The organism is Enterococcus sp. DIV1224 (genome assembly GCF_050555455.1).
GTDB classification, from domain to species: Bacteria; Bacillota; Bacilli; order Lactobacillales; family Enterococcaceae; genus Enterococcus_B; species Enterococcus_B lactis.
This window is the reverse complement of sequence record NZ_CP187859.1, coordinates 506,465-527,442: the sequence shown is the minus strand read 5'-3', so window position 1 is coordinate 527,442 and position 20,978 is coordinate 506,465. Positions and strand designations below refer to the sequence as shown.

Below are 20,978 nucleotides of genomic sequence, written 5' to 3'. Positions count from 1 at the left end.
GGAAGCGGGACGAATTGACGTCTCACTTCCTTCTTTTTTTACTTTCCTCAACTAATTGTTCTACCTTATCAAAAGGATACCGTGCGTTTATTTTTTTCGCTGTTTCATGACATAAGCAGCTACACCGATCAACAAAATTCCTCCAGCTACTGCTAACAACGGGCTATTAGACTCTCCTGTTTGTGGAAGTCCTTGAGCGCCATCTTTTTCCCTTTCTTTTGCTGTCCCATCTGGATCAGAAGGTTTTTCATTTGGCGATCCATTCCCTGGATTTTCCCCTTCTGGTTCATCAGTTCCCGGCGGCACACTGACAGCTTCTCGCACTGTGATCGCTTTTTGCTGGGTAACAGGTTCTGTATGAGCAACCCATTTTTCACCATCAAATGTTTCCGAACGATAAGTGACTTCTAGCGTATATTCTCCTTTTGAGGGTGCTGAAAAAATAGCGGTATGATTAGAAAATTGAGCACTTGACTGTGTTTCAACGATTTGGATCTTTTCTGGGAAATAACGCATATCTTCAAAGACAGGCGTTCCTTGATTTGGTGTGAATGCTGACACAGATACTGTAAAAGGCTTCAGTTCGATGATATTTCCTTCTGCATTCTCCGTCACACCATTTGCCTCTTGGATAATGATTGGATTATTTTGTTCGTTTGGTTTTGTCTGATTTGGTTCTTGTACGATTGCATATTCTGGATACTCCGAAGACGGTGAGGTTTCTCCGTCAAAAGTAGCACCTACAGATAGTGGAAGACCATCTACTCTTCCCTTTTTTGTTTGACGATTCTCCGGTTTGATTTGCATCAATCCATGGACATGGATGCTTCCATTCGCATAGCGCGTAACAGGCTGCTGCCCTTCTTGCGAATGTGTATTTAGAGATTCGATCCAATCTTTTGATACGGTATGTCCAAGAGTATTTTCTGATTGTTTCTCTCGTTCATTCCAATAGTAGTTCAACGAGTGATAGATTTGATCTTCGTTTTGATTCAATGGGCGGATCTGCTCTCTCATCTCAAGATTTTCTGTTCGGAAAGATAAGATACCAGAAGCATGGAAGTCTGTGTTTCCTGCCGAAGAGGTATAAAGAGCCACATTATAGGAACCATTGTTGAAGCTTGTACTGCTATTGACGATAATATCTGTTCCGCTATTGGAATCGATTCCTTTCGCAAGATTTTCGAAAGACAAACTATTGATCAATTCATGAGGGCCCGATAAAGAGGAACCACCCATTTTGAATCCATTACCGTTCCCTTCTCCTTCAACTCCCGGTACCCAACCGTTTCGATAAGCAACTGAGTTTTTGATGACTACTTTCCCGATCGAACCTGTTTCGTTTTTAGCAAAAAGATCCCAACCATCATCTGCATTATGATAAGCGATACAACCGTCAAATACATTCCCTTCTCCTATTGTCAGTTTGGCCGCAAATCCATCGGCATCTTCAAATCCCGGGTCGGCATTTTCAAAAGATGTACAGTTCTTGACTAAGTTATGCGCTGGCCATGCTTCGAAAGGATCATTTGAGCTACCACTGATTTGGATTCCTGTATTTCCATTCCGATAAGCATGGATCTCTTCAATCAAATTATGGTTTCCAGAAATCTGCAATCCTTTTTGCATAGCAGCACTATTTGTAACGTCAAACCCACGTAAAACCCAGTAGTGACTAAACAGTGTCATCCCATTTCCAGTTCCTTTAAAATCAAGTACAGGTCGCTTGTTTTCTGGATTTTTCTCTGCAATCAATTGAATCGGGTTTTCTCTTGTCCCGTTAACTCCTTTTGGAATCGTCAATCCTCTTTCAAAGGAATAAGTTCCAGGAGCCAGGACGATTGTCTGCCCAGCATATGCGTATCTCAATGCTTGCGTCAGAGATAACGGATTTTGTCTGCTTCCGTTTCCTGTATCTGACCCTTCCGGTGTTACATAAACTGTCGAGTATTTAGGTTTACGGTAATCAACTGTATGCAGGATCTCTTTTGTTTCATAACTAGCCATCTCTACGTATTCTTCTGGCGGATAGTTTTTATCTGGTGTAAAACTGAAAGTAAATTCGTTCGTTCCTTCCATCAATTTTGTCTGATAATCAAATTCCCGATTTGCAGTGATTGCCAAGTCTTTCGCATTCTCAAGTACCTCTCCTGTTGCTTGATTTTTGATTGTTAATAATCCGTCAGCATTTGCTCTAAAGGACATAGTATGGTCTTGGTTTCCTGAATGATTACTAGAGGTCACAGTGTAAATCGGATCAATCAAGCGAATGGGCCTTTCTTGTCCAGGAGGATCTGTCGCAGGATCTGAGTAAGCCACTTCGATTCCTTCTACCTTGATCGTCATATTCCTTGCTGCAGCAAATCCTGCATAGATAACCGATTCATCGGAAGCATATAGCTTTTCCCAGTCATACATGATGTCAGAAGCTAGCTCTTCCCCTGTTTCAGGATCGTAATAATATGCCTCTAAACCAGTGTTCGTTTTTTTCATCTCTACATCTAGTTTAGTAATCGAATCCGTAGCCGGAAACAGATTCCCATGACCGTTTCCGAATATATTATAAGAACCTGCTTCTTTTTCTAAGAGCCCTGCTGAAGTCTCTAAAGGCGTTGTTTCCACTGAGACACTCCCAGGAGCAGGCGCGGCTTGAGGATCTTCAGATGATATTCCTGTGATTGCCCGTGTCCCCAATCCAAGTCGCATCGTATATTTGCTGCCGTTCGTGCTGACCACTTCTTGTCTATCCGAGTCCCAGACATATTCGATCCGACTGCCCAGTATGGCAAATGAATTCGAATAAAATGCTTGCCCAAACAAATGATCTTTTGGTACTGTGTCTCTCACCATCAATGCAAATCCTTCTTGAGCATTCGTATAGGTCCAAGATTCTATTTCAATCGTCGTCCGCATCCTAAAATTGGTATCTTTCGGAATGGCTTGACAATAATAGGTCATTCCATCTGATCCGCTTGACTGGAATTTCCCGCCGTTATTCGTGGAAGAGATCCGCACGCCGTCTTCTAATGGTTCAATCGCATATCTGCTGGCACTTGTGCTTTCTCCGAAAACTACCCCTTTCCACTCTTCAGGAACTTCATCAGATTGCTTTTCTGTCTTTTCATTTTCTGATTCTTTTATCATAGGATCATTTCCTTCTTCCACATCCTTCTCTTCACTAGCCGTTGATTCTTCCTCCAATATTGACGTTTCTTCGCTGTTCACGTGTGCATTTTCTTCGTTCACAGTCTGTTCGTTAGCAGCAACTTCAACGACAGAAGTCAAAATCGGAGTACTGAGCATGAGGAGATTCATCATTAGTGCACTGTATTTTATTCGTTTTTTTATCAAGTCCATCCCTCCTGAAACAAATTAGAAAGCGTTTACTTAAAGTATTACCTAATTTATTTTTGCTGTCAATAAAAAACAAAATTATAACAAGTGATATTTTATAAAAAGAAAAATATAACTTTAGTTGTTAATAATAAAGGGATTTATTAGAGTGTAAATGATATGTTTGATAAAAAATAACAAATAAAAGAAGAGCAAAAAACAATGTGATTCGTTTTACGCTCTTCTTTTATTATTTTTTGATTTTTATTTTAAAAAAGTTTTGTTTTTTTATAGAATCTCTGCACCTAACGTGGATTTAAAATGTCTCAATGCCCATTCGTGTCCGACAGGATCAAAACTTGCCACGGCATCTTTGAAAATATGGAGTTTGTATCCTAGATTATACGCATCGACTGCTGTATGCAACACACAAATATCTGTACACACGCCGGTCAAATAAACATCTGTAATCTGACGTTCTCGCAAACGAATGTCTAGATCTGTTCCACTAAAAGCGGAATAATGCCGTTTGTCTATCCAATAAACATTTTCCTGCTGCTCATGCTCTTGGTACAAATTTTTTAAAGAGCCGTACAATTCCCGTCCACTCGTTCCTATCACATTATGCGGAGGAAATAAGCGGTTCTCTGGATGGAAAGAATCTTTTGGATCATGTGCATCAATGGCAAAAACGACAAAATCCTTTTGCTCCATAAACTTTTTTGTGTGGGCAGTCAGCTTTTTTTCAATTGCTTGTCCTGCTGCACCAGTCGTCAGCTTTCCATCCTCTGCAACAAAATCATAGGTATAGTCAATCGAAATCAATGCGTTCATCTTAGTCCTCCTTATACGAGATGTTTGACAAATTCGATCACCATTTCTGCTGATCGCTTGCCTGCGTCTTCGATAAATTCGTCAAAGCTTTGTGTCGCCGAGTGATCCGCTGTGTCACTCATTGCACGTACGATCAAAAATGGGATATTGAACTGACGGGCCGTTTGTCCAACAGCGGCTCCTTCCATTTCACAAGCTAAAGCTTCAGGGAAATTCGTTAAGATTTCTTTGATTTTATCTGGAGAATTGACAAATGTATCGCCTGTAACGATCAATCCTTCTTTTGCATTCAAATCCGTTGCTTTTGCTGCTTTAGCCATTTCACTGCGCAAATATGTGCTTGCTTCATAATATAGAGGCATACCTGGTAATTGACCTGGTTTGTAGCCAAATCCTGTTGCATCTGCATCAAAGTAAGCTACTTTATCTGATATAACAATGTCGCCTACTTGTAAGCCTTCACCGATCCCTCCAGCTGAACCTGTATTGATCACCATGTTCACGCCGTATTGTTGGATCAACAGACTTGTGGTAATAGATGCTAAGACTTTTCCTATACCGGAACGTACGACAATCACTTCGTGGTTACCTAATGAACCTGAAATAAATAAAGCGCCTGCGCGTTCCCATGATAATGGTTCGCTTAGGTTCTCTCTCAAAATTTTTACTTCTTCTTCCATTGCGCCGATAATACCGATCTTCATCTTTTTAATTCCTTCTTTCTATATAAATGCGATTGCTAAAAAAACCACACATAACATTAGGATAACAATAATAAGAGATTTCATCAAAAAAGAGTTCCATTTGGTCGTCTTTTCTCGTTCACTGATCCTTGTTTTCGTGATTGGTTTATTCTTTTTGCTTTCTTTACGATAAAAGCTGGCAATCTTTTTTTCTTCTTGCCGATAAGCTGTTTCTGCTTTTCGCTGTTTTTTTAATGACTCGCTTGCTTGTGCTTGTTGTCGCTTGCGAAGTTCGCTTCGCGTAATAAGCGGTCCTTTGGCCATAAGCCGATCCCTCTACTTTCCTTTGGTCAATAATTCCCAGTATTGAATCGCATAAATCGTCTTTGCATCACAAATCAACTGATCTTTCATCGCTTGTTGTGCCTCTTCAAGAGTTAGATGATACAGCTCCAGTACTTCGTCTTCATCTTGAGCTAAAGGATTCTCGACCTTCTCTACTCCTTGTGCATGATAAATATGAAGGACTTCATTTGCAAAACCTGGTGAAAGATACATCGAAGTAAGATGGCTCAGCGACTTCGCACGATAGCCGGTTTCTTCTTCTAATTCTCTGGCTGCAGTCATTTCAGGATTTTTTCCTTCTCCTGGATCGATTTTTCCAGCTGGAATCTCCAAGATCACTTTTTCTAAAGGCTTTCGAAACTGTTTGACAAGGAGCAGGCGGTCATGTTCATCAAAAGCAATGATCCCAACACCGCCAGGATGAAATACCAGTTCCCTCTTCGAAGTTCCTCCGTCTGGTAAACGAACTTCATCTACAGCAACATCGATAATTTTCCCGCTATAGATTTCTTTGCGACTGATTGTTTTTTCTTCAAATTGCTCATTGTTCAGCATATCTTCTCCTGCTTTCTTTGTAATCATAACTGCTTTTTTTTCATTTTTCAATTTTTCTCGAAAATTCCCTATTAGTTTACCATAGATAAACCTTAGATTTTCTCTAAATATAGAAAATCCATCTTTAGTCCGATACTCTTTCTAGTAGTCAGTATGCTAAAATAAGAATGTAATCGAATAACGGAAAGAATTCAATACTCAACGATAAATGACTTGGAGGGCTTATTATGATAAAACGAAATTGGCCGTGGCTTCTAGCACTGGTCTTGCTGTTTCTCTTTGTCCGAAACAATGGTTTTTCTTTTGTTCTAGGACTTTTATTGATAGGCGTGGTTTTAGTTTTGTGGGGGCTCTTCGGTTCGCGCAGGAAAAAAGGCAAACAAGAAGAAATCCCTGCACTGACTGACGAACTTGAGACTCACTATGAAAAAAGCGGTATGACAGCGAATGAAATCTCATTTTTCCGACAAACGATGAATCAAACAAAAAATGAGATCAATCAGTTGCAAGTGAACATGCAGCAGACAGCCAAACTTAAAGCAATCGATCTCCGTCATGACCCAGTCAAAGCGGCAAAAGCTTTATTCAAAGAATTAGTGAAGGAACCAAATCGACTGCATGAAGCAAGTCAATTTCTTTATACGCATCTGCCGAATCTAGTTGATTTGACAAATAAGTATAATGAGATCAATGACCATGAGATCAAAAACAAGCAAACCTATGAAAAACTAGAAGAAAGCGCGCAAATCATCGATCAGCTATCCGCTTTGATCGCACAAGATTATCAAAAATTCGTCGCTGATGACCTAGACGACATCGACGTAGAGATATCTGTTGCGAAACAAAGCTTAAAGCGTGATAATAAACATGAACCAGAACAAAAAGAGTAACTCTTTTGTTCATAAAAAAGACTCGGAACATTCAGATGATGTCTGGTTGTTTCGAGTACTTTTTCTAAAGTAGAGACATTCATGTAAGAATCGAGAACAGATACGACAAGGAGGAATTTTTTATGGATCATAAACCGACTGAAACAAAAGATATCACACCAGTTAATGATACACTTGAAGACTTATTGAACAACCCGTTTTCAACCCCAACAGACACGCTGACCACTTCACAACAAGCGGAGATTGATCAGCTCCAAGAGCAACAGACAGCTGCTCGCTTAATTGACAAACTACCGGCGGAACGCCAAGAACAAGCAAAACAGCTGGCAGCAAAAATCGATGCCAATGATGCACAGTCTGTCATCAGCTATGGCTCAGCTGCTCAAGCGAAATTAAGTGAGTTCTCACAATCAATGTTGAATCACGTACAAGCTCAAGATATTGGCCCAGTCGGAGATTCGTTGACTGAACTGATGTACCGTCTCCAAGAAGCCAACCCTGATGAACTGCGTGCCGGAGAAGGAAATATCTTCCAACGTGTCTTCGGTAAGGTCAAACAATCGATTTATGAAGTGACAGCAAAATATCAAAAAATTGGTGCACAAATCGACAAGATCTCAGTGAAATTAGATAAAGAAAAAGACGGACTATTAAAAGATAATCTGATGTTAGAACAGCTTTACCAAAAAAACAAAGACTACTTTGATGCATTGAATATTTATATTGCTGCTGGAGAATTGAAAATGGAAGAACTTCAAACAACGATCATTCCAGAAGCAATGAAAAAAGCAGAAGAAACTGGTGATCAGATGGATGTCCAAATCGCCAACGATTATACACAATTCCTAGATCGTCTGGATAAACGTACACATGACCTTCGCTTAGCTAGACAGATCACGATTCAGCAAGCCCCACAAATCCGCTTGATTCAAAATACAAATCAGGCCTTAGCTGAAAAGATCCAAGCATCTATCGCTACAGCCATTCCGCTGTGGAAAAACCAAGTCGTGATCGCATTGACCTTGCTTCGTCAAAAAGATGCAGTGACCGCTCAACGCCAAGTCTCTGAAACAACAAACGACTTATTGAAGAAAAATTCAGAAATGCTGAAAATCTCAGCCATCGAAACAGCGAAAGAAAACGAACGCGGAATCGTGGATATTGAGACCCTGCAAACTACACAAAACGATTTGATCGAAACGATCCAAGAAACTTTGCGTATCCAAAAAGAAGGAAAAGAAAAACGTCGTCATGCAGAAGTAGAACTTGGACACATGGAAGAAGATCTGAAACAAAAACTTTTGGATTTAACCCAATAGACCATTTTTTGCTTGTTACTAAAACAAACGCCCATCAACAGTTCAATAAACTGTTGACGGGCGTTTTCCTTATCTTTCTTCTAACTTCTCCATTGGAATCTATTTCTCGTTCATCTTGCTGTGTCCATAGCCATAGCCAAAATAAATAATCAGTCCAATAACCATTACGATACCGAACACGATCCAAGTCACCGTCTGCAGACGAAGCATCAAGACGATACAAGTCAAGATCGAGACGATTGGCAAGATCGGAACGAATGGCACTTTGAATTCTCCTGCTTTTGGTTTGCCAAACATTTTTCTTAACTTCAGTAAGCCTAGACTAACTAGCATCAAATAGGCAAGCGCCATGATATTCGTTAGTTCCGCTAATACATTCAATGGGAAAAATCCGGCAAAGAATATGGCTGCCACACCAGCGGCATAAGTCGCTTTTTTCGGTGTACGATGCTTTTGATCGATTTCTGTCATAAATTTAGGCAGCAAACCATCCTTGCTGACAGCAAACAACAAACGAGCGAGTGAATACATCATCGAGATCGTCACCGTCAGCAACGTCAAGATTGCCCCTACAGCGATCACTGCACCAACTGTCCCATGTCCTACATACCTCATGGCAAAGGCCACTGGATCATTAACGCCTAGTTCAGTATAAGGAACGATTCCTGTCAAGATCAACGTCACGATGATATAAAGGACCGTAGCGATTAGTATCGAACCAATGATCCCTCTTGGTACATCTTTTTGTGGGTTTTTGACTTCCTCAGCTGCCATTGCAACAGCATCAAATCCCAAGAAAGCAAAAAAAACAAGAGCTGCACCATCTAGCACACCGGAAAAACCAAAAGGCATGAATGGCTGCCAATTATCAGGCTTAACGAAAAATATCCCTACAATGATAAACAACGCGATGATACCAAATTTGACATATACCATGACATTATTCAAACGTAATGCTTTCTTGGCTTCAAGCGACACGATGTAAGTGACGAATATCACTACGAGCACCGCAATCAAGTCAATGTATGTACCATTTTCCGGATTGTACCCGCCAGTTAATGCTTGTGGAAGTTCGGCCCCTAAGCTTTTCAAGAAACCTTGCATATAGCCAGACCAGCCGGAAGCCACAGAGGAAACTGCTAGCAAAAATTCCCCGATCAACAACCACCCTGTCAACCAGGCAGCAAATTCACCAAAGACAACATACAGATAGGCATATGGCCCACCGATCACTGGCACTCGCGAAGCAAACTCTGCGAAACTCAGTCCAGACAAAATGACAACGATTGCAGCTAAAACAAATGAAAGTGACAGTGCTGGACCAGCATTTTGATTGGCCGCAACCCCTGTCACCACAAATATTCCCGTACCGATGATCGCGCCAATTCCAAGCATGATCAAATCAGACGTTTTTAGTTCTTTTTTCATCTCACTCGTATGATTGAGATTGATCTCTTTCTTACGAAACAAATCCATTGAAGTTCCTCCCCATTTTAGGTTGGAAAACAGTGATTAAACTGTTTTCATGTACCCTAAAAGGATACCACCTAAAATGACTAAAAGGCAACCAACAATAACATAAATGAGCTCTTTTTTCGTTTTTCTTTCGCCAAGGATGAAAATCCCGCCTAAAGTAGAGATAATGATCCCCATTTGTGAAAGTGAGAATCCAACCGCTAAACCAAGGGATTTGACTGTAAGAAGCATACAGATATTACCTAAGCCCCATAATAATCCACAGATCATGTTTTTCCATACAAATTGATCTACTTTAACTTTACGGAAAGCAAAGAAGCTTGCACCTAAGATCATTCCGATACTTTGAGGTAAGATAATTGACATCGCATCCAAATTCGCCCAGTTGACAATGATCGTATATACGCCATAACCAATCGTAGAGAAGATCAATGCTCTAAAACCCTTACCAAAATCAAGCATTTTATTATCTGTATCTATTTTTCCTTCGTCATCTTGTCGTGCCGTCAAATACGCACCGCTTACAAGAAGAGCTAAAGCAATAATACCGTATACATAATCTTTCGTTTGTGTCCATTCTTGGAAGAAAACGGCTCCCGCAATCGTATTCAAAATTAATTGAAAACCAGTAGACAATGGTAACCCTACAGAAACACCCATGTACTTCATTCCATGGAATTGTCCATTTTGTCCAACACTCCAAGCTAAGCCAGATAAAAATCCGATCAAGAAAATCCAAGGGGTGATTACAGGACTAACAACGAAAAAGACAACTAAAGAAAACAGAAATGCACCAATCGTCATTCCTAGTGTTTGTTGATTGGCATCGCCACCAATTTTACCACTTACTAAACCAATACTACCCCATGCCAACATAGGGACTAATGCTATTAAAATTTCCATAACCAATCTCCTTTTATTTCACATGATAAGAAACTTATCAGCGAAAACGTTAACAACACAAGCGTTTTTTTTCGTTTCTAACGATTTTCTAACGTTTTTCATTATAAAAATTTAAGATTGGGAAAAATAAAGTCATTGTCGTCCCTTTTCCTTCAGTTGATTCAGCCGTCAATTGGATACCTAATTTTTCTGCCAGATTTTTTGCCAAATACAGGCCTAATCCTGTTGAATGCGTTTTGCTAAGTCGTCCATTTCTTCCAGTAAATCCCTTATCAAAGATTCGTTTCAAATCTTCCTCCGGAATACCGATTCCTGAATCTTTAACAGAAAGACTGACTCCTTGCGCTTCCTTTTTTATGCTCACCATGATATTTCCGTGGTCCGGCGTATATTTGATGGCATTGCTAAGCAGTTGGTTGAAGATAAAAGCGACCCATTTAGCATCAGTCAAAACAGTATGATCCTCACCAATGATTTCGTAGCGAAGATTTTTTTGGATAAAATAATTGGCCTGACTGCGTATCACAGGCTGGATGATTCCTTTCAATCCATACTCTTGGATGAGATAGTCCCGCGAGAAACTGTCGAGTCTTGCATAATACAAGACTTGCTCTACGTATTCGTCGATTTTTGATAATTCATTTTCGAGTAAGGTATACTTTTGATCGTCAATATCGAACTCGATCGAACGAACCAGTAACTTGGAAGCGGAAAGTGGTACTTTGATCTCATGGACCCATGAGTCAATATAATCTTTTTGGTCTTGTTGATTGCTGATTGCTGATTGCATCACTTCTTGATGTTCGCGGATCAGCTGATTGATATATTCTTCTACCAGTTTTTCTTCTTCTGTCCGCCCGCCACTCAAATAATTTTGCAAAGGAGATGTTTTTTGTATGTCAGCTAACTTCCCCCACCATCTTCTTTTGCTCAAGTAGCCGCCTAGCAGATAAAAAATCAGAAAGATGCCCTCGATCAAAGCTAAATAAGCAATCGTGCTCAAATCCACTTTGATATTTGGGGCTAGCCACATCACAAAGATCGTTAAGGCAATAAAAAACAGCCATCCCAAGATCAATGTCCACTGATCTTTCAAATATTTAAAGAAATTCATCTTAACCGCTCATCCTTTCAGGGAACGATATATCCCTGTCCTACTTTTGTTTCGATATATCCTTGGATACCTGCCTGTTCGATTTTTCGGCGTAACCGATTGATATTCACTGTCAATGTATTGTCATCTACAAACCGCTCGTCATCCCAAAGTGCTCGCAGCAATTTTTCACGGCTTAAGATCTTTCCGTTGTGTTTCATCAAAATAAATAGCAGGCGGTATTCATTTTTGCTCAAATCAATGATCTCTCCATTGATCTCCATACTTCCGTTGTCGACATTCAACGTAATACCATTATGGCTCATCATCTCACTGGATAATTCTGTGTAATTATAAGAACGGCGAAGCAACGCATTGATTTTGGCAATCAGTACATCGATTTGGAAAGGCTTTGTCACAAAATCATCTGCTCCCATGTTCATGGCCATGATCATATCCATATTCGTATTCCTGCTGGAGATAAAAATAATTGGTACTTTCGATACTTCACGTATTTTTTGACACCAATAATACCCATCCAAAACAGGAAGATTGATGTCTAGCAATACAAGCTGTGGTTCTTCTCTTTCAAAGTCTGAAAATACTTGGTTGAAATCGGTCGTTCCAAAGGTTTCGAATTGCCATTTCTCAAGTTCTTCCATAATCAATTGTCGAATGATTTCTTCATCCTCGACTACCATGATTTTTGCCATAAAAAATCCCTCCATCTTTCTTCTTGCTTCTACAATATCAAAGAAGCCTTTGTGAAACAAGTTGGCTTACCTGTAAAATGTCATTTTAGAAAACGTTCAAAAAAACTGGAAATAGGCGATTTAATCGCTTTTGTCTCTTCCAAGCAGCTTAAATTTATTATGTTATTCTTAATAATTGGTCTATCATCTGTTATTTTTCTTTGGTTGTTTTTGTCTTTTAAATTTTCGATAACCCCAATAACCGAAAAGAGTAAGTATTAGCAATACACCTAATAAGAGCGCAAGTAATCGATAAAGATGGTATCTTTTTGTCTTTTCCATCTTCGAAGAGGCTTCTTCTGTAAAGGGGACTCGCTTTCCTGTCACTAGTAACCTGTGGGTGTTCACAGTATAAGGTGTGCAAGTAATAAGTGTGACCAGATCCTGTTTTTCTCTGATTGCTAATGTATCTGTTTTTGTTGGAAGGACAACGATTTTCTCAACGACTTCATAAGCGAGCATCTGACCATATACTTCAAGATAGAAACGGTCATTTTTCTCCATTTTTTCAAGATCTGTAAACAATTTTTTCTCAGCAACACCGCTATGGGCGGTAATGACGGAATGTGTATTTTCTCCTCCAATTGGAAAAGAGGTACCTTGTAGAACTGTCGCTCCTCTATCTAATAAAAGATCATTTGTTTCATCGAATAAAGGCAAGCTAACATTGATTTTCGGAATATAGATTGCTCCGATCATATGTTGTTCGTAGTATTCTTTTCCTGGATTTCGGACATCTCTAACCGCTTGTTCAAAAGGATCTTTGACTTGACCCATTCCTGGGATGGCTGCCGTACGAGCAAGCGCCTGATTTTTCTTTTCTTGTACTGCTAATCGTTGCTCATGTTTTTCTTCTTTCTCTCGTGCAAGCTGTTTTTGATAATTCTCGATCCTTCTTTGGTCCAAATAATTGCTGAGAGCATCAGCTAAAAATGGATATGTAAAAACTGCAGCTCCTGTAAGAAACATCACTGCCATGAATAATTGTAATAACATACTGATTTTTGTTTGAGGTCTTTTCTCTGTTTTCTTTTTCATTTTCTTCACCTTCTTATTTAAAAAAACTGCAGCAACCTTTATAAAAACCGATTGCTGCAGCTTATTTTTGTTGCTTATACTTCAGACTTCATTTTAGATTTACGGTACCAGCTGTAAGCCCCAATCATCAAACTTAGACCGATCAGCAAGAATGCTAAGATCCCGTTTCCTCCAGTAGAAGGAAGAAATCCTTGTCTTACGTTTGGTACGCGTGCTGCTCCTGGATACTCATAGTCCACAATCACAAGTTCATCATCATAGCTACCATATTCTACATTGAACTCTGTGAAAGCTGCTTCACCTGTTGGTAAAACATATCCTTCTGGTGCTACTGTTTCTTTCATGAAGTATGTTCCGTAATCTAATCCAACAACTTCGAAGTATCCTTGGTCATTTGAGACAAATTCTGTTGCCTCTACACTATTATCACTTACCCAATCGATTGTGATTTCTTCTGCATCAGCACCTGACTCATAAACAGATAGACGTACGCCATCTTTATAGAAAACAGCATAAGCAGTTTTCTCTTCGTTCCACAATTCAAATCTTGCACCGTCTAGTAAAGCATTGCTTGAAGCATCAAACTTTTCAAATCTTCTCCCGCCAGTCGTTACTTCTTCTGGTGGCACGCGACGTTCGTTGTAGTCATACTCGTCACCTCTACCGATTTCGATCAATGCTGTATTGTTATGGAATTCATCTGCATTGATGATTGCGTTGACTTGCAAGTCATAGGTAACAGTTAATTCCCCGCCACGATGATTCCCTAATTTTTCAAGCGTTGCTGTGTTCGGTATACCTCCTGTTTCAAGAATGATCTCCACGGCAAAACCGTTACCCGCTTTTGTTACTGTATAATCAGTATCTTTTATCAGTGTTGTATCTCCTGCTTGTACAAGGAGTTCCTGATCAAAATAACTCAAACCTTCTGTTGGCGTATCTGTGATCGCGAAATCCGTGATGACTGTTGTATTGTCCTCATTGATTTCATCAATAAAGTAAGGAATCGGTGCAGTTATTGTATAAGAAACTGTTTTTCCTTTTTCCAAGTCAACATATCGGATCGTTTCTTCTTCACCATTTTCATTGCGAATCGTCACAGTTCTAACGTCTGCTTCATCTACATTCATTTCTTTGGAAGAATCTTGGATTTCATTTTTAGGATATAAGTGTACATCGGTGTTGTACGTATCTTTCCAAGAGGTTCCATCCCATACACCGCCAATAATATCTGGTATCATAACTGGCATCATGACAACCATTGGAGACGCGATTCTTGAAATATGAGCTGGTGAATATGTTTCTAAGAAGAGATAGACTTTATCTCTCGAAGAAGGTGCCTCTTCCGTCACTTGGACATTTTTGAAAACAGATTCACCATTTTCGCCAGTCGTCTGCTTATCTATACTTTCGATACCATAAGATACAAACCATGCTGCTGTGTGATCTGATTGGATCAAAGCAATCGCAGCGGCAGGTTCTAACCCATCATCATCTATGTCAGTTGTTCTAGGGTCATCTTTCAGCAAATTATAATAGACATCTGTAACATCAAACATTTCAAAATCGACGCCTGGAAGATTCTCATTACCAAAATCATCTGATATCAACCCGCTATTCGGTCGTTCTTCAGGCACAGTCGTGAATGCTTTTTTGTGTAATGTGATCGTCACTTCACTTGGTTTTTCCGTGACTTCTTCAGCGTGAACTAATTTTCCATTTCCAAAACTTCCTAATCCTACAGCTGCGAGCAACAGTGCACTCATCCCCATGGTCATCATTTTTTTATTCATTTTTTTCTCCCCGTTCTTTTTTTATTAATAAAACAGCACCTAACAACAAAAGGATTCCTAACAAAGAAATCAATGTTCTTGCTTCATTGGTTTGTGGAAATACGGACCCTTTCACAGGTTGATTTGGATTGCTTGGTCCACTTGGTTCTTTCGGTTTGTCCGTTGTTTCTTTTATGGTCTCGTTATACACGCGTGGTGTTGCTGATTCATAGGCAGAGGCTGGAACTTTTCCGGATTCCAATTCAGCCATCTTCTGCCCATTGACCATTACATATTGCGGCTGTCCTTCTGCATCCACCCAAGATTCAGGGACAATGACCTCGATTTGCTTACTTGCTTCGTCCATTTCGTACCCTTCTACACTTTTCAATTCCTCAAAATAATAGGTACCAGAGGGCAAAAATCGTTGACCTGTCGTGACTAGACCGTCTTTATCTGAAATGAATTTGCTTACATTTTTATCATTCAAAGGATCGTTGTTTGCTGGTTTGATCCATTGATTTTTCAAGTCATTCGCAGGAGCCATGTCTAAATAATATTTTTCTCCTTCTATCATCTGATACAGAGCAAAAACAGCACCTTCTAATGGGCGTCCTTTTTCGGTTGTTCCTCTTTGTCGTCCATACTTGAAAAAGTATGGATCTCTTAAATAACCGACATTTTTAGGATAGATATGGATCTCTTGCAGTTCCTCGGTTGGTTCTGTTGGATGATAGATTGGCAAAACAGCAGCAATCGGGATTGCTGTTTGATCAATATCCACATTCAACCCGATTTCCGGATCAATTGATTCTTCAAAAATCAAATAAACTGCATCTCGATCTTGGTTTTTCTTAGGTACTTGGATGCGTGCAATCCCATCTCCTAATCCACCAACCGTATCTTTTCCAGTCGTTACCGACTCCCCAACCTGGGCAAGTCTTTCTTCTGTGATCAACTGACGGATATTGTTTCTGCTCGTTTCAGCGATTTGCTGGACGAATTCTCTAGAGGTCATGTTCTCAGCAGCTTTTTTGTCATGATAATAATCGGTCATATCGTAAACGGCGAATGTCGCTCCATTTAGCGGGACCGTCTGCGAAATGATATCTGCTGTTTTTCCCGCTTCCTCAGAGATAGCCAGACCGTCATTTTCATGGAATTCAAATTGGTCGTTATAATCGATATCTCGAATCATCCGTTTATGCAATACAAATTCCACAACGTCTTCCCCTAATTCTTCTGCCGACATCGTTTGAGGAAGAAGGACTGCTACAAATGGCAGTAAAACAAGTAATTGAAGCATCAAACACAACAGCTTTTTCATTACCTTGCCCCCTCCTTTTTAGATTGTCTGACATGCAAACCATAGGCTGCACCGGCAAGTGCCACGAAGAATGCAGCAAGCAGGATATAGAACAATCGTCCGGATCCCCCTGTAGCAGGCAATGGATTTTCAGAATCGTTCCCGACACTAAGCCGTAGCCTGATTCGGTTCGTATCCAAAAGTTCATACTCTAATTCTTGCTGCAGATCAGGAGTCTCTGCTTCTTCGTTTGGATAATAAGAAACCTCAACTTTTAGTGTCCCGGCTTCTTTTCCTGGAACGACCCGATCATTTTCCACTTCTGGTTCTTCACGATAACTAATTTCTAAAATAAAGTAGCCTGGAAGTTTCCTGTAGCCGTCCGGCGACTTCACTTCCTTGATCCGATAGAATCCTTCCGTCAAATCCAAAGCATTGAATAGGGAAGAATCGTTTGGATCTGGTGCCAAGCCTCCGACGATGAGTTCATAGTCTCCTGCACTATTTTGTTTCTCAATTGAAAATTCTGCGCCTTCAAGACGTCGACTACTTATACTGTCAACTTTCAAAAGTTCCAGATCGATTGGTGCTAGTTCATCTTCTAAGGTTACTTGTAATACACCATCGATGATGTCATAACCCTCCGGTAACGGATCAGTTTCGTCTTCGATGACTGTCTCTCCAATGACAAATTTCCCTTCTTCATTCAGTGCAAACTGGAATACTTGATCAGACAATTGATACCCGTTTGGTGCAACAGATTCTGAGACCTCATATTCGCCGATAGATAAACGCAGCGGCTGGCTGTATTCTAAATCGACATATTTCTCTACACCGACTGTATAAAGATAGAAGTAACCGATTTCAGACAAACGTTTCGATTCTTCGGGTTCTAACGGGTTGCCTGTGTATGCTCGATACAGCGGGAAGGAAGAATCCCCTATTTTCCTGATATCAAAACCTGCACCATCTAAAGGATTGCCTTCATGATCTAATTTTCTAACTCGGATCTCCCGATAATCAAACATATTGTAAGCAGTAAATTCTACCCATAATCGGCCCTCTTCGTCTGTTGAATGGGTGAGATATTGCCAATTTGCTTCACCTGTTTGTCTAAGCTGGATGGTACCTGCCTCATTATCGTACAGTCGCAAGATCCATGTGTCGTTTTCGTCAGGTTCTTTGAAACCTTCTGGGCTTTGACTTTCAACGATTTTGTATTCTGCATAGTTGGCATTTTCTTCATTGTCTATATGAATAAATGAATCTGGTTCTCCAATAGGATGAATGACTTTCTCACCCTCCACGAGCAAATATTCTCCATTTTCATTTACTGAATAGAATGTGAGCATTCCTTTCTCTTCGTCTGCTTCATTCGCACCAGAGATTCCTTTAGCTACCGGCGTTCCAATTTCAAGTCCGCTTCCATCGGTTTGATAAAGTTCAAACTCTGCCCCATTGATTGGCGTAGTGCTTCCTTCAATTAATTTATTGATGTTCATGTGGACTGGCTTGAATTCATTCCGCATTTCCAATTTGACATACAAGTCTTCATAATCCGTTTCGTCCTCATTGACATTTTGAACAATTGAAAGTTTGTGGTATTCGCCTTCATAATAAGAATCAGGATCGCTACCTTCTTCTCCACCAACTCTTACTCCTGAAGTATTTGCTGCTACCAACTCATAGTGACCAAGCGCTGTATCTCCGCTGGAACTATATTTTTTGATTTGGAATTGATACGTCTCATCCACTAACTGATAACGTGCCGGTCCAGCGATCTCTCTGATCCAGAAAATATCACTGACAGCACCTGTTTCATCCCCCAGCACAGGGATCTTCGTTTCGAAGATTGCCATTCCATCCGCTGTAGTTCTACTTGTTTCGATTGGTTCGACCTCTCCAGCATCCGGATTTTGATCGTATAATGCAAATTCGATTCCTGCTGAAGGTTCCCCATCTTGCCCCGTCTTGCTTATTTGGAAATTCCGGTCCTTATGCTCATAACGTATAGATGACGTTGGAAAATACATTCGCCCGTTCATAACATCGTTTTCATAATCCTCCAAGTTTTGGATATAGGCCATATTGTTCACTGCATAGAAGTTCCCGTCTTGAGCTCCTGCATCCAATTTTACTTGATACTTGATTCTGACCATTTCTCCTTCACCTAACGAGATTGGAGAAAATTTATAGGCTTGGTTTTCTCGCCCAACATACGTTGTTGGTGTCGCTACTACTTCTGGTGGCGCTTGTCCATGACGCGCTTCATCCCATATTTCTGGCTCTTGGTACTTCATGCCGTTTTCTCCTGGATCTAGATGGTAAAACTGAATATCCGCCGATCTGCCAGCTCCAAACGGTGAAACATTAAATCCAGTTTCATCATAAAGTGTGGCTTGCTGGATCGTTTTCTTGAAGGTAGAGGAGATATCCTCCAAGGCTGTAATGATGTCATTCTTGTTATTCGCATCGTAATAACGCGGTGTTGTGCCATCATCGTTTAAATCAGCAATGTTTTTTAATACATTTCGTCCGATTGCATCGAGCCGCTGTCTACCGGCAATACTTCCGTCAATTCCTAACCCAATGGAGAAAATACTTGGCGGGTTCTCTTGGTACTTGTTTTTCAGCCAATGATGATATGCAACAGTATTGATGGCTGACGACTTTTCTTGTGAAGTTGGACTACCGTTAGTATCATTGCTTGCGCTTCCTGTACCAACCCAGTGAGTTGCTTTATCATCACCTTCTTTTACTTCTCCGTAACGATATTGCACATTTGTTCCATTAACAGGACGGTCAAAGTCAGATGCATAGGTAACTGGATAAGTAAATCCTGCATTAGAAGTATTCCCAGAAAAGGTTTCAAAGTTTTTGAACAAATCACCACGATCTATGGCAATCTTATCCCCCATGACACTCCAACTGCTCCAAGCTCCCCAAATACTTGTGCGAGATCTTGTTTGGATCGGTGCATAACTGAAGGTGGGTGTTCCGTCTCCTACGACGATCAGGATCTTTTCTGGATTTCTATTTTCTCCGCCGTTATCCGCATACAATGTTTCATAACCATTTTTAAGTCCTAGTGTAAGCGGCGTTCCTCCGATGGGTGTACGATTCAGTGCTGTATTCTCACTACCTGTTAGACGATTGATGTCATTTGTCAACGGAAAGATGTCCGAACTGATTTGTTCCTGGTTATTGATGACTGTACTATTATGATAAAAATTCACCATACCGATCCGAATATCCATATTTGGGTCGGATAGCAGATTTTCACTAATTTCATTTACCGCTTCTATCAGTGCCGCATTTTTACTTTGTCCTCCGCCTTCCAGTGTCCCTTCATTCATACTGGCTGATTTATCTAGAACAAAAACGATATCGATTGGACTGATTTCTTGTTTCTCACTTCCGATCACATCTAGATAAACGTTATAAAGTGTCGTTGCATCTTCAGGATGTAAGTCAGCCGTTGGATTGTTAGAGGGAACTGGTTCTACCCATTTTTTGATATATGCCCCGTTATAATCCAAGTAACTGTTTTCAAAATTCCGTTCATCTCCCCAAAGCTGAACAGTTTGCGCTGGCACATTTACATCTTCTTCGCTTGCAGCTGATCCATTATCAGCCGCATAGTCGTAATTTCGCCAGTTCGCTCCCCCGATTGTGTAATCACTATCATCGATTAAGTTCTCTCCATCATATGGTGAGCCTTTTTCTCCCTGATAGTGTTCATTGCTTTGTGACCAATTTCCTAATACTTTCGTATAGTCATTCGTTGTAAATCGTGGATAGCGGTGCTGATCGTTTTCAGCTATTCCGCTAGGATAGATATATTCATATGGATCTTGCGTAGCTGTTGGTCCAAGACGCTCTAAAATACCGTTGAATAACCGGCGTTGAATGCGTTGGAGTGCTTGACCTCTGGGCACGATTGGTGCGTCCAGCTCTTCCGTTTCATTTTCTTCGCTACGTTGATTTTCAGCGGAATCCTCTGTATCTGTTTCATTTTCTTGTAATTCTTGACTAGCTATTCTTTCATCGACCACCACTTGAAGAGGTAGTTCCCCTTCATTCACATCTGGAATCTTTTCTGTTTCAAAAACCAATGTGCCGGTCTCAGCTTCTTTCGAATAAAATTTTCCGACATACCATTCTTGACCATCGATTGTCTCGACTTTTAAGTCTTCTCCATCTTCATCGTAAGAGGAAAGACCTGTTCCCCGAACGTTTTTTACAGTACCAATGCCGGCAGCAGCTGTATCGATTGCTAAACGTATCCTACCTTCGTTCGCACTCTCTTTCTTTTCAAAAGCCAGATGCCATTCAAACGTTTCTTCTTTTTCGATATACCTCCCTTCGATTTTTGCATAATCCTCATCTAGAAATACCTCATCCTCCTTCACTTCTGTTGACTCAGCAGCTACATCCAATGCTGTCATATGATAGACAGACTGGAAATACGGTCCAAATAGCAGACTGACAGCTGCTAACTGCAAAAGCTTCAATTTTACCCCTTTCACATTCTTATACTCTTTTCTAAAACATGTGTCTTCTTTCACAACAAACACCAAAAACAACATCTATCTAATTATAATCTAATTTAATTTTAACTTTAAATCAAACAATATCCATTTTAGTTAAAAAACACCAATTATACAACACTTATTATT

At 40.3% G+C, this 20,978-nt stretch carries 15 protein-coding genes; 2 read left to right on the top strand and 13 right to left on the bottom strand.

Going from position 1 to position 20,978, the window contains the following annotated elements; all coding sequences use genetic code 11:
- Nucleotides 1–87: 87 nt before the first annotated feature.
- The 5 genes from IGK53_RS02455 to IGK53_RS02435 form a co-directional block, all read right to left on the bottom strand.
- Nucleotides 88–3,351, bottom strand: coding sequence for a right-handed parallel beta-helix repeat-containing protein (locus tag IGK53_RS02455; RefSeq protein WP_207718864.1), 3,264 nt, complete (start codon nt 3,349–3,351; stop codon nt 88–90).
- 270 nt (nt 3,352–3,621) lie between these two features.
- Nucleotides 3,622–4,167: a cysteine hydrolase family protein gene (locus IGK53_RS02450; protein ID WP_002314540.1), complete on the bottom strand. Its 546-nt coding sequence runs from the start codon at nt 4,165–4,167 to the stop codon at nt 3,622–3,624.
- Nucleotides 4,168–4,178: 11 nt separating this feature from the next.
- Complete coding sequence (locus IGK53_RS02445; RefSeq protein ID WP_002329573.1) at nt 4,179–4,871, bottom strand: 5'-methylthioadenosine/adenosylhomocysteine nucleosidase; 693 nt, start codon at nt 4,869–4,871, stop codon at nt 4,179–4,181.
- An 18-nt stretch (nt 4,872–4,889) separates the two neighbouring features.
- The gene (gene macP / locus IGK53_RS02440; RefSeq protein WP_002291219.1) at nt 4,890–5,174 is read right to left on the bottom strand and encodes a cell wall synthase accessory phosphoprotein MacP; all 285 of its coding nucleotides are present in this window, start codon (nt 5,172–5,174) and stop codon (nt 4,890–4,892) included.
- A 12-nt stretch (nt 5,175–5,186) separates the two neighbouring features.
- Nucleotides 5,187–5,750, bottom strand: a complete 564-nt coding sequence (locus IGK53_RS02435) for an NUDIX hydrolase (RefSeq protein ID WP_002329574.1) — start codon at nt 5,748–5,750, stop codon at nt 5,187–5,189.
- A 227-nt stretch (nt 5,751–5,977) separates the two neighbouring features.
- Between IGK53_RS02435 and IGK53_RS02430 the strand changes: the two genes are divergently transcribed.
- A complete protein-coding gene (locus IGK53_RS02430) occupies nt 5,978–6,640 on the top strand; it encodes a 5-bromo-4-chloroindolyl phosphate hydrolysis family protein (RefSeq protein WP_002329575.1) in 663 nt (220 codons plus the stop codon).
- A gap of 122 nt (nt 6,641–6,762) precedes the next feature.
- Complete coding sequence (locus tag IGK53_RS02425) at nt 6,763–7,959, top strand: toxic anion resistance protein (protein ID WP_002291224.1); 1,197 nt, start codon at nt 6,763–6,765, stop codon at nt 7,957–7,959.
- A 99-nt stretch (nt 7,960–8,058) separates the two neighbouring features.
- Here the strand turns inward: IGK53_RS02425 and IGK53_RS02420 are convergent, their stop codons facing one another.
- The 8 genes from IGK53_RS02420 to IGK53_RS02385 all read right to left on the bottom strand — a co-directional run bounded on the left by IGK53_RS02420 (nt 8,059) and on the right by IGK53_RS02385 (nt 20,828).
- Nucleotides 8,059–9,435 carry an amino acid permease gene (locus IGK53_RS02420; RefSeq protein ID WP_002312044.1) on the bottom strand — a complete coding sequence of 459 codons (1,377 nt, stop codon included), beginning with the start codon at nt 9,433–9,435 and terminating at the stop codon, nt 8,059–8,061.
- 36 nt (nt 9,436–9,471) lie between these two features.
- Nucleotides 9,472–10,338: a GRP family sugar transporter gene (locus IGK53_RS02415; RefSeq protein WP_002291228.1), complete on the bottom strand. Its 867-nt coding sequence runs from the start codon at nt 10,336–10,338 to the stop codon at nt 9,472–9,474.
- Between the two features lie 88 nt (nt 10,339–10,426).
- A complete protein-coding gene (gene sapS, locus IGK53_RS02410; protein WP_002291231.1) occupies nt 10,427–11,452 on the bottom strand; it encodes a two-component system sensor histidine kinase SapS in 1,026 nt (341 codons plus the stop codon).
- Between the two features lie 17 nt (nt 11,453–11,469).
- The gene (gene sapR, locus IGK53_RS02405) at nt 11,470–12,144 is read right to left on the bottom strand and encodes a two-component system response regulator SapR (protein WP_002291233.1); all 675 of its coding nucleotides are present in this window, start codon (nt 12,142–12,144) and stop codon (nt 11,470–11,472) included.
- 183 nt (nt 12,145–12,327) lie between these two features.
- Nucleotides 12,328–13,221 (bottom strand): class C sortase, encoded by an 894-nt coding sequence (locus IGK53_RS02400; RefSeq protein ID WP_002291235.1) that lies wholly within the window; start codon nt 13,219–13,221, stop codon nt 12,328–12,330.
- 74 nt (nt 13,222–13,295) lie between these two features.
- Nucleotides 13,296–15,014, bottom strand: a complete 1,719-nt coding sequence (locus tag IGK53_RS02395) for a SpaH/EbpB family LPXTG-anchored major pilin (RefSeq protein WP_002291236.1) — start codon at nt 15,012–15,014, stop codon at nt 13,296–13,298.
- Nucleotides 15,007–16,320, bottom strand: coding sequence for a pilin N-terminal domain-containing protein (locus IGK53_RS02390; RefSeq protein ID WP_002340984.1), 1,314 nt, complete (start codon nt 16,318–16,320; stop codon nt 15,007–15,009). Before IGK53_RS02390 ends, IGK53_RS02395 begins: the two co-directional genes overlap by 8 nt.
- Complete coding sequence (locus IGK53_RS02385; protein ID WP_047928386.1) at nt 16,320–20,828, bottom strand: VWA domain-containing protein; 4,509 nt, start codon at nt 20,826–20,828, stop codon at nt 16,320–16,322. Before IGK53_RS02385 ends, IGK53_RS02390 begins: the two co-directional genes overlap by 1 nt.
- Nucleotides 20,829–20,978: the final 150 nt, after the last annotated feature.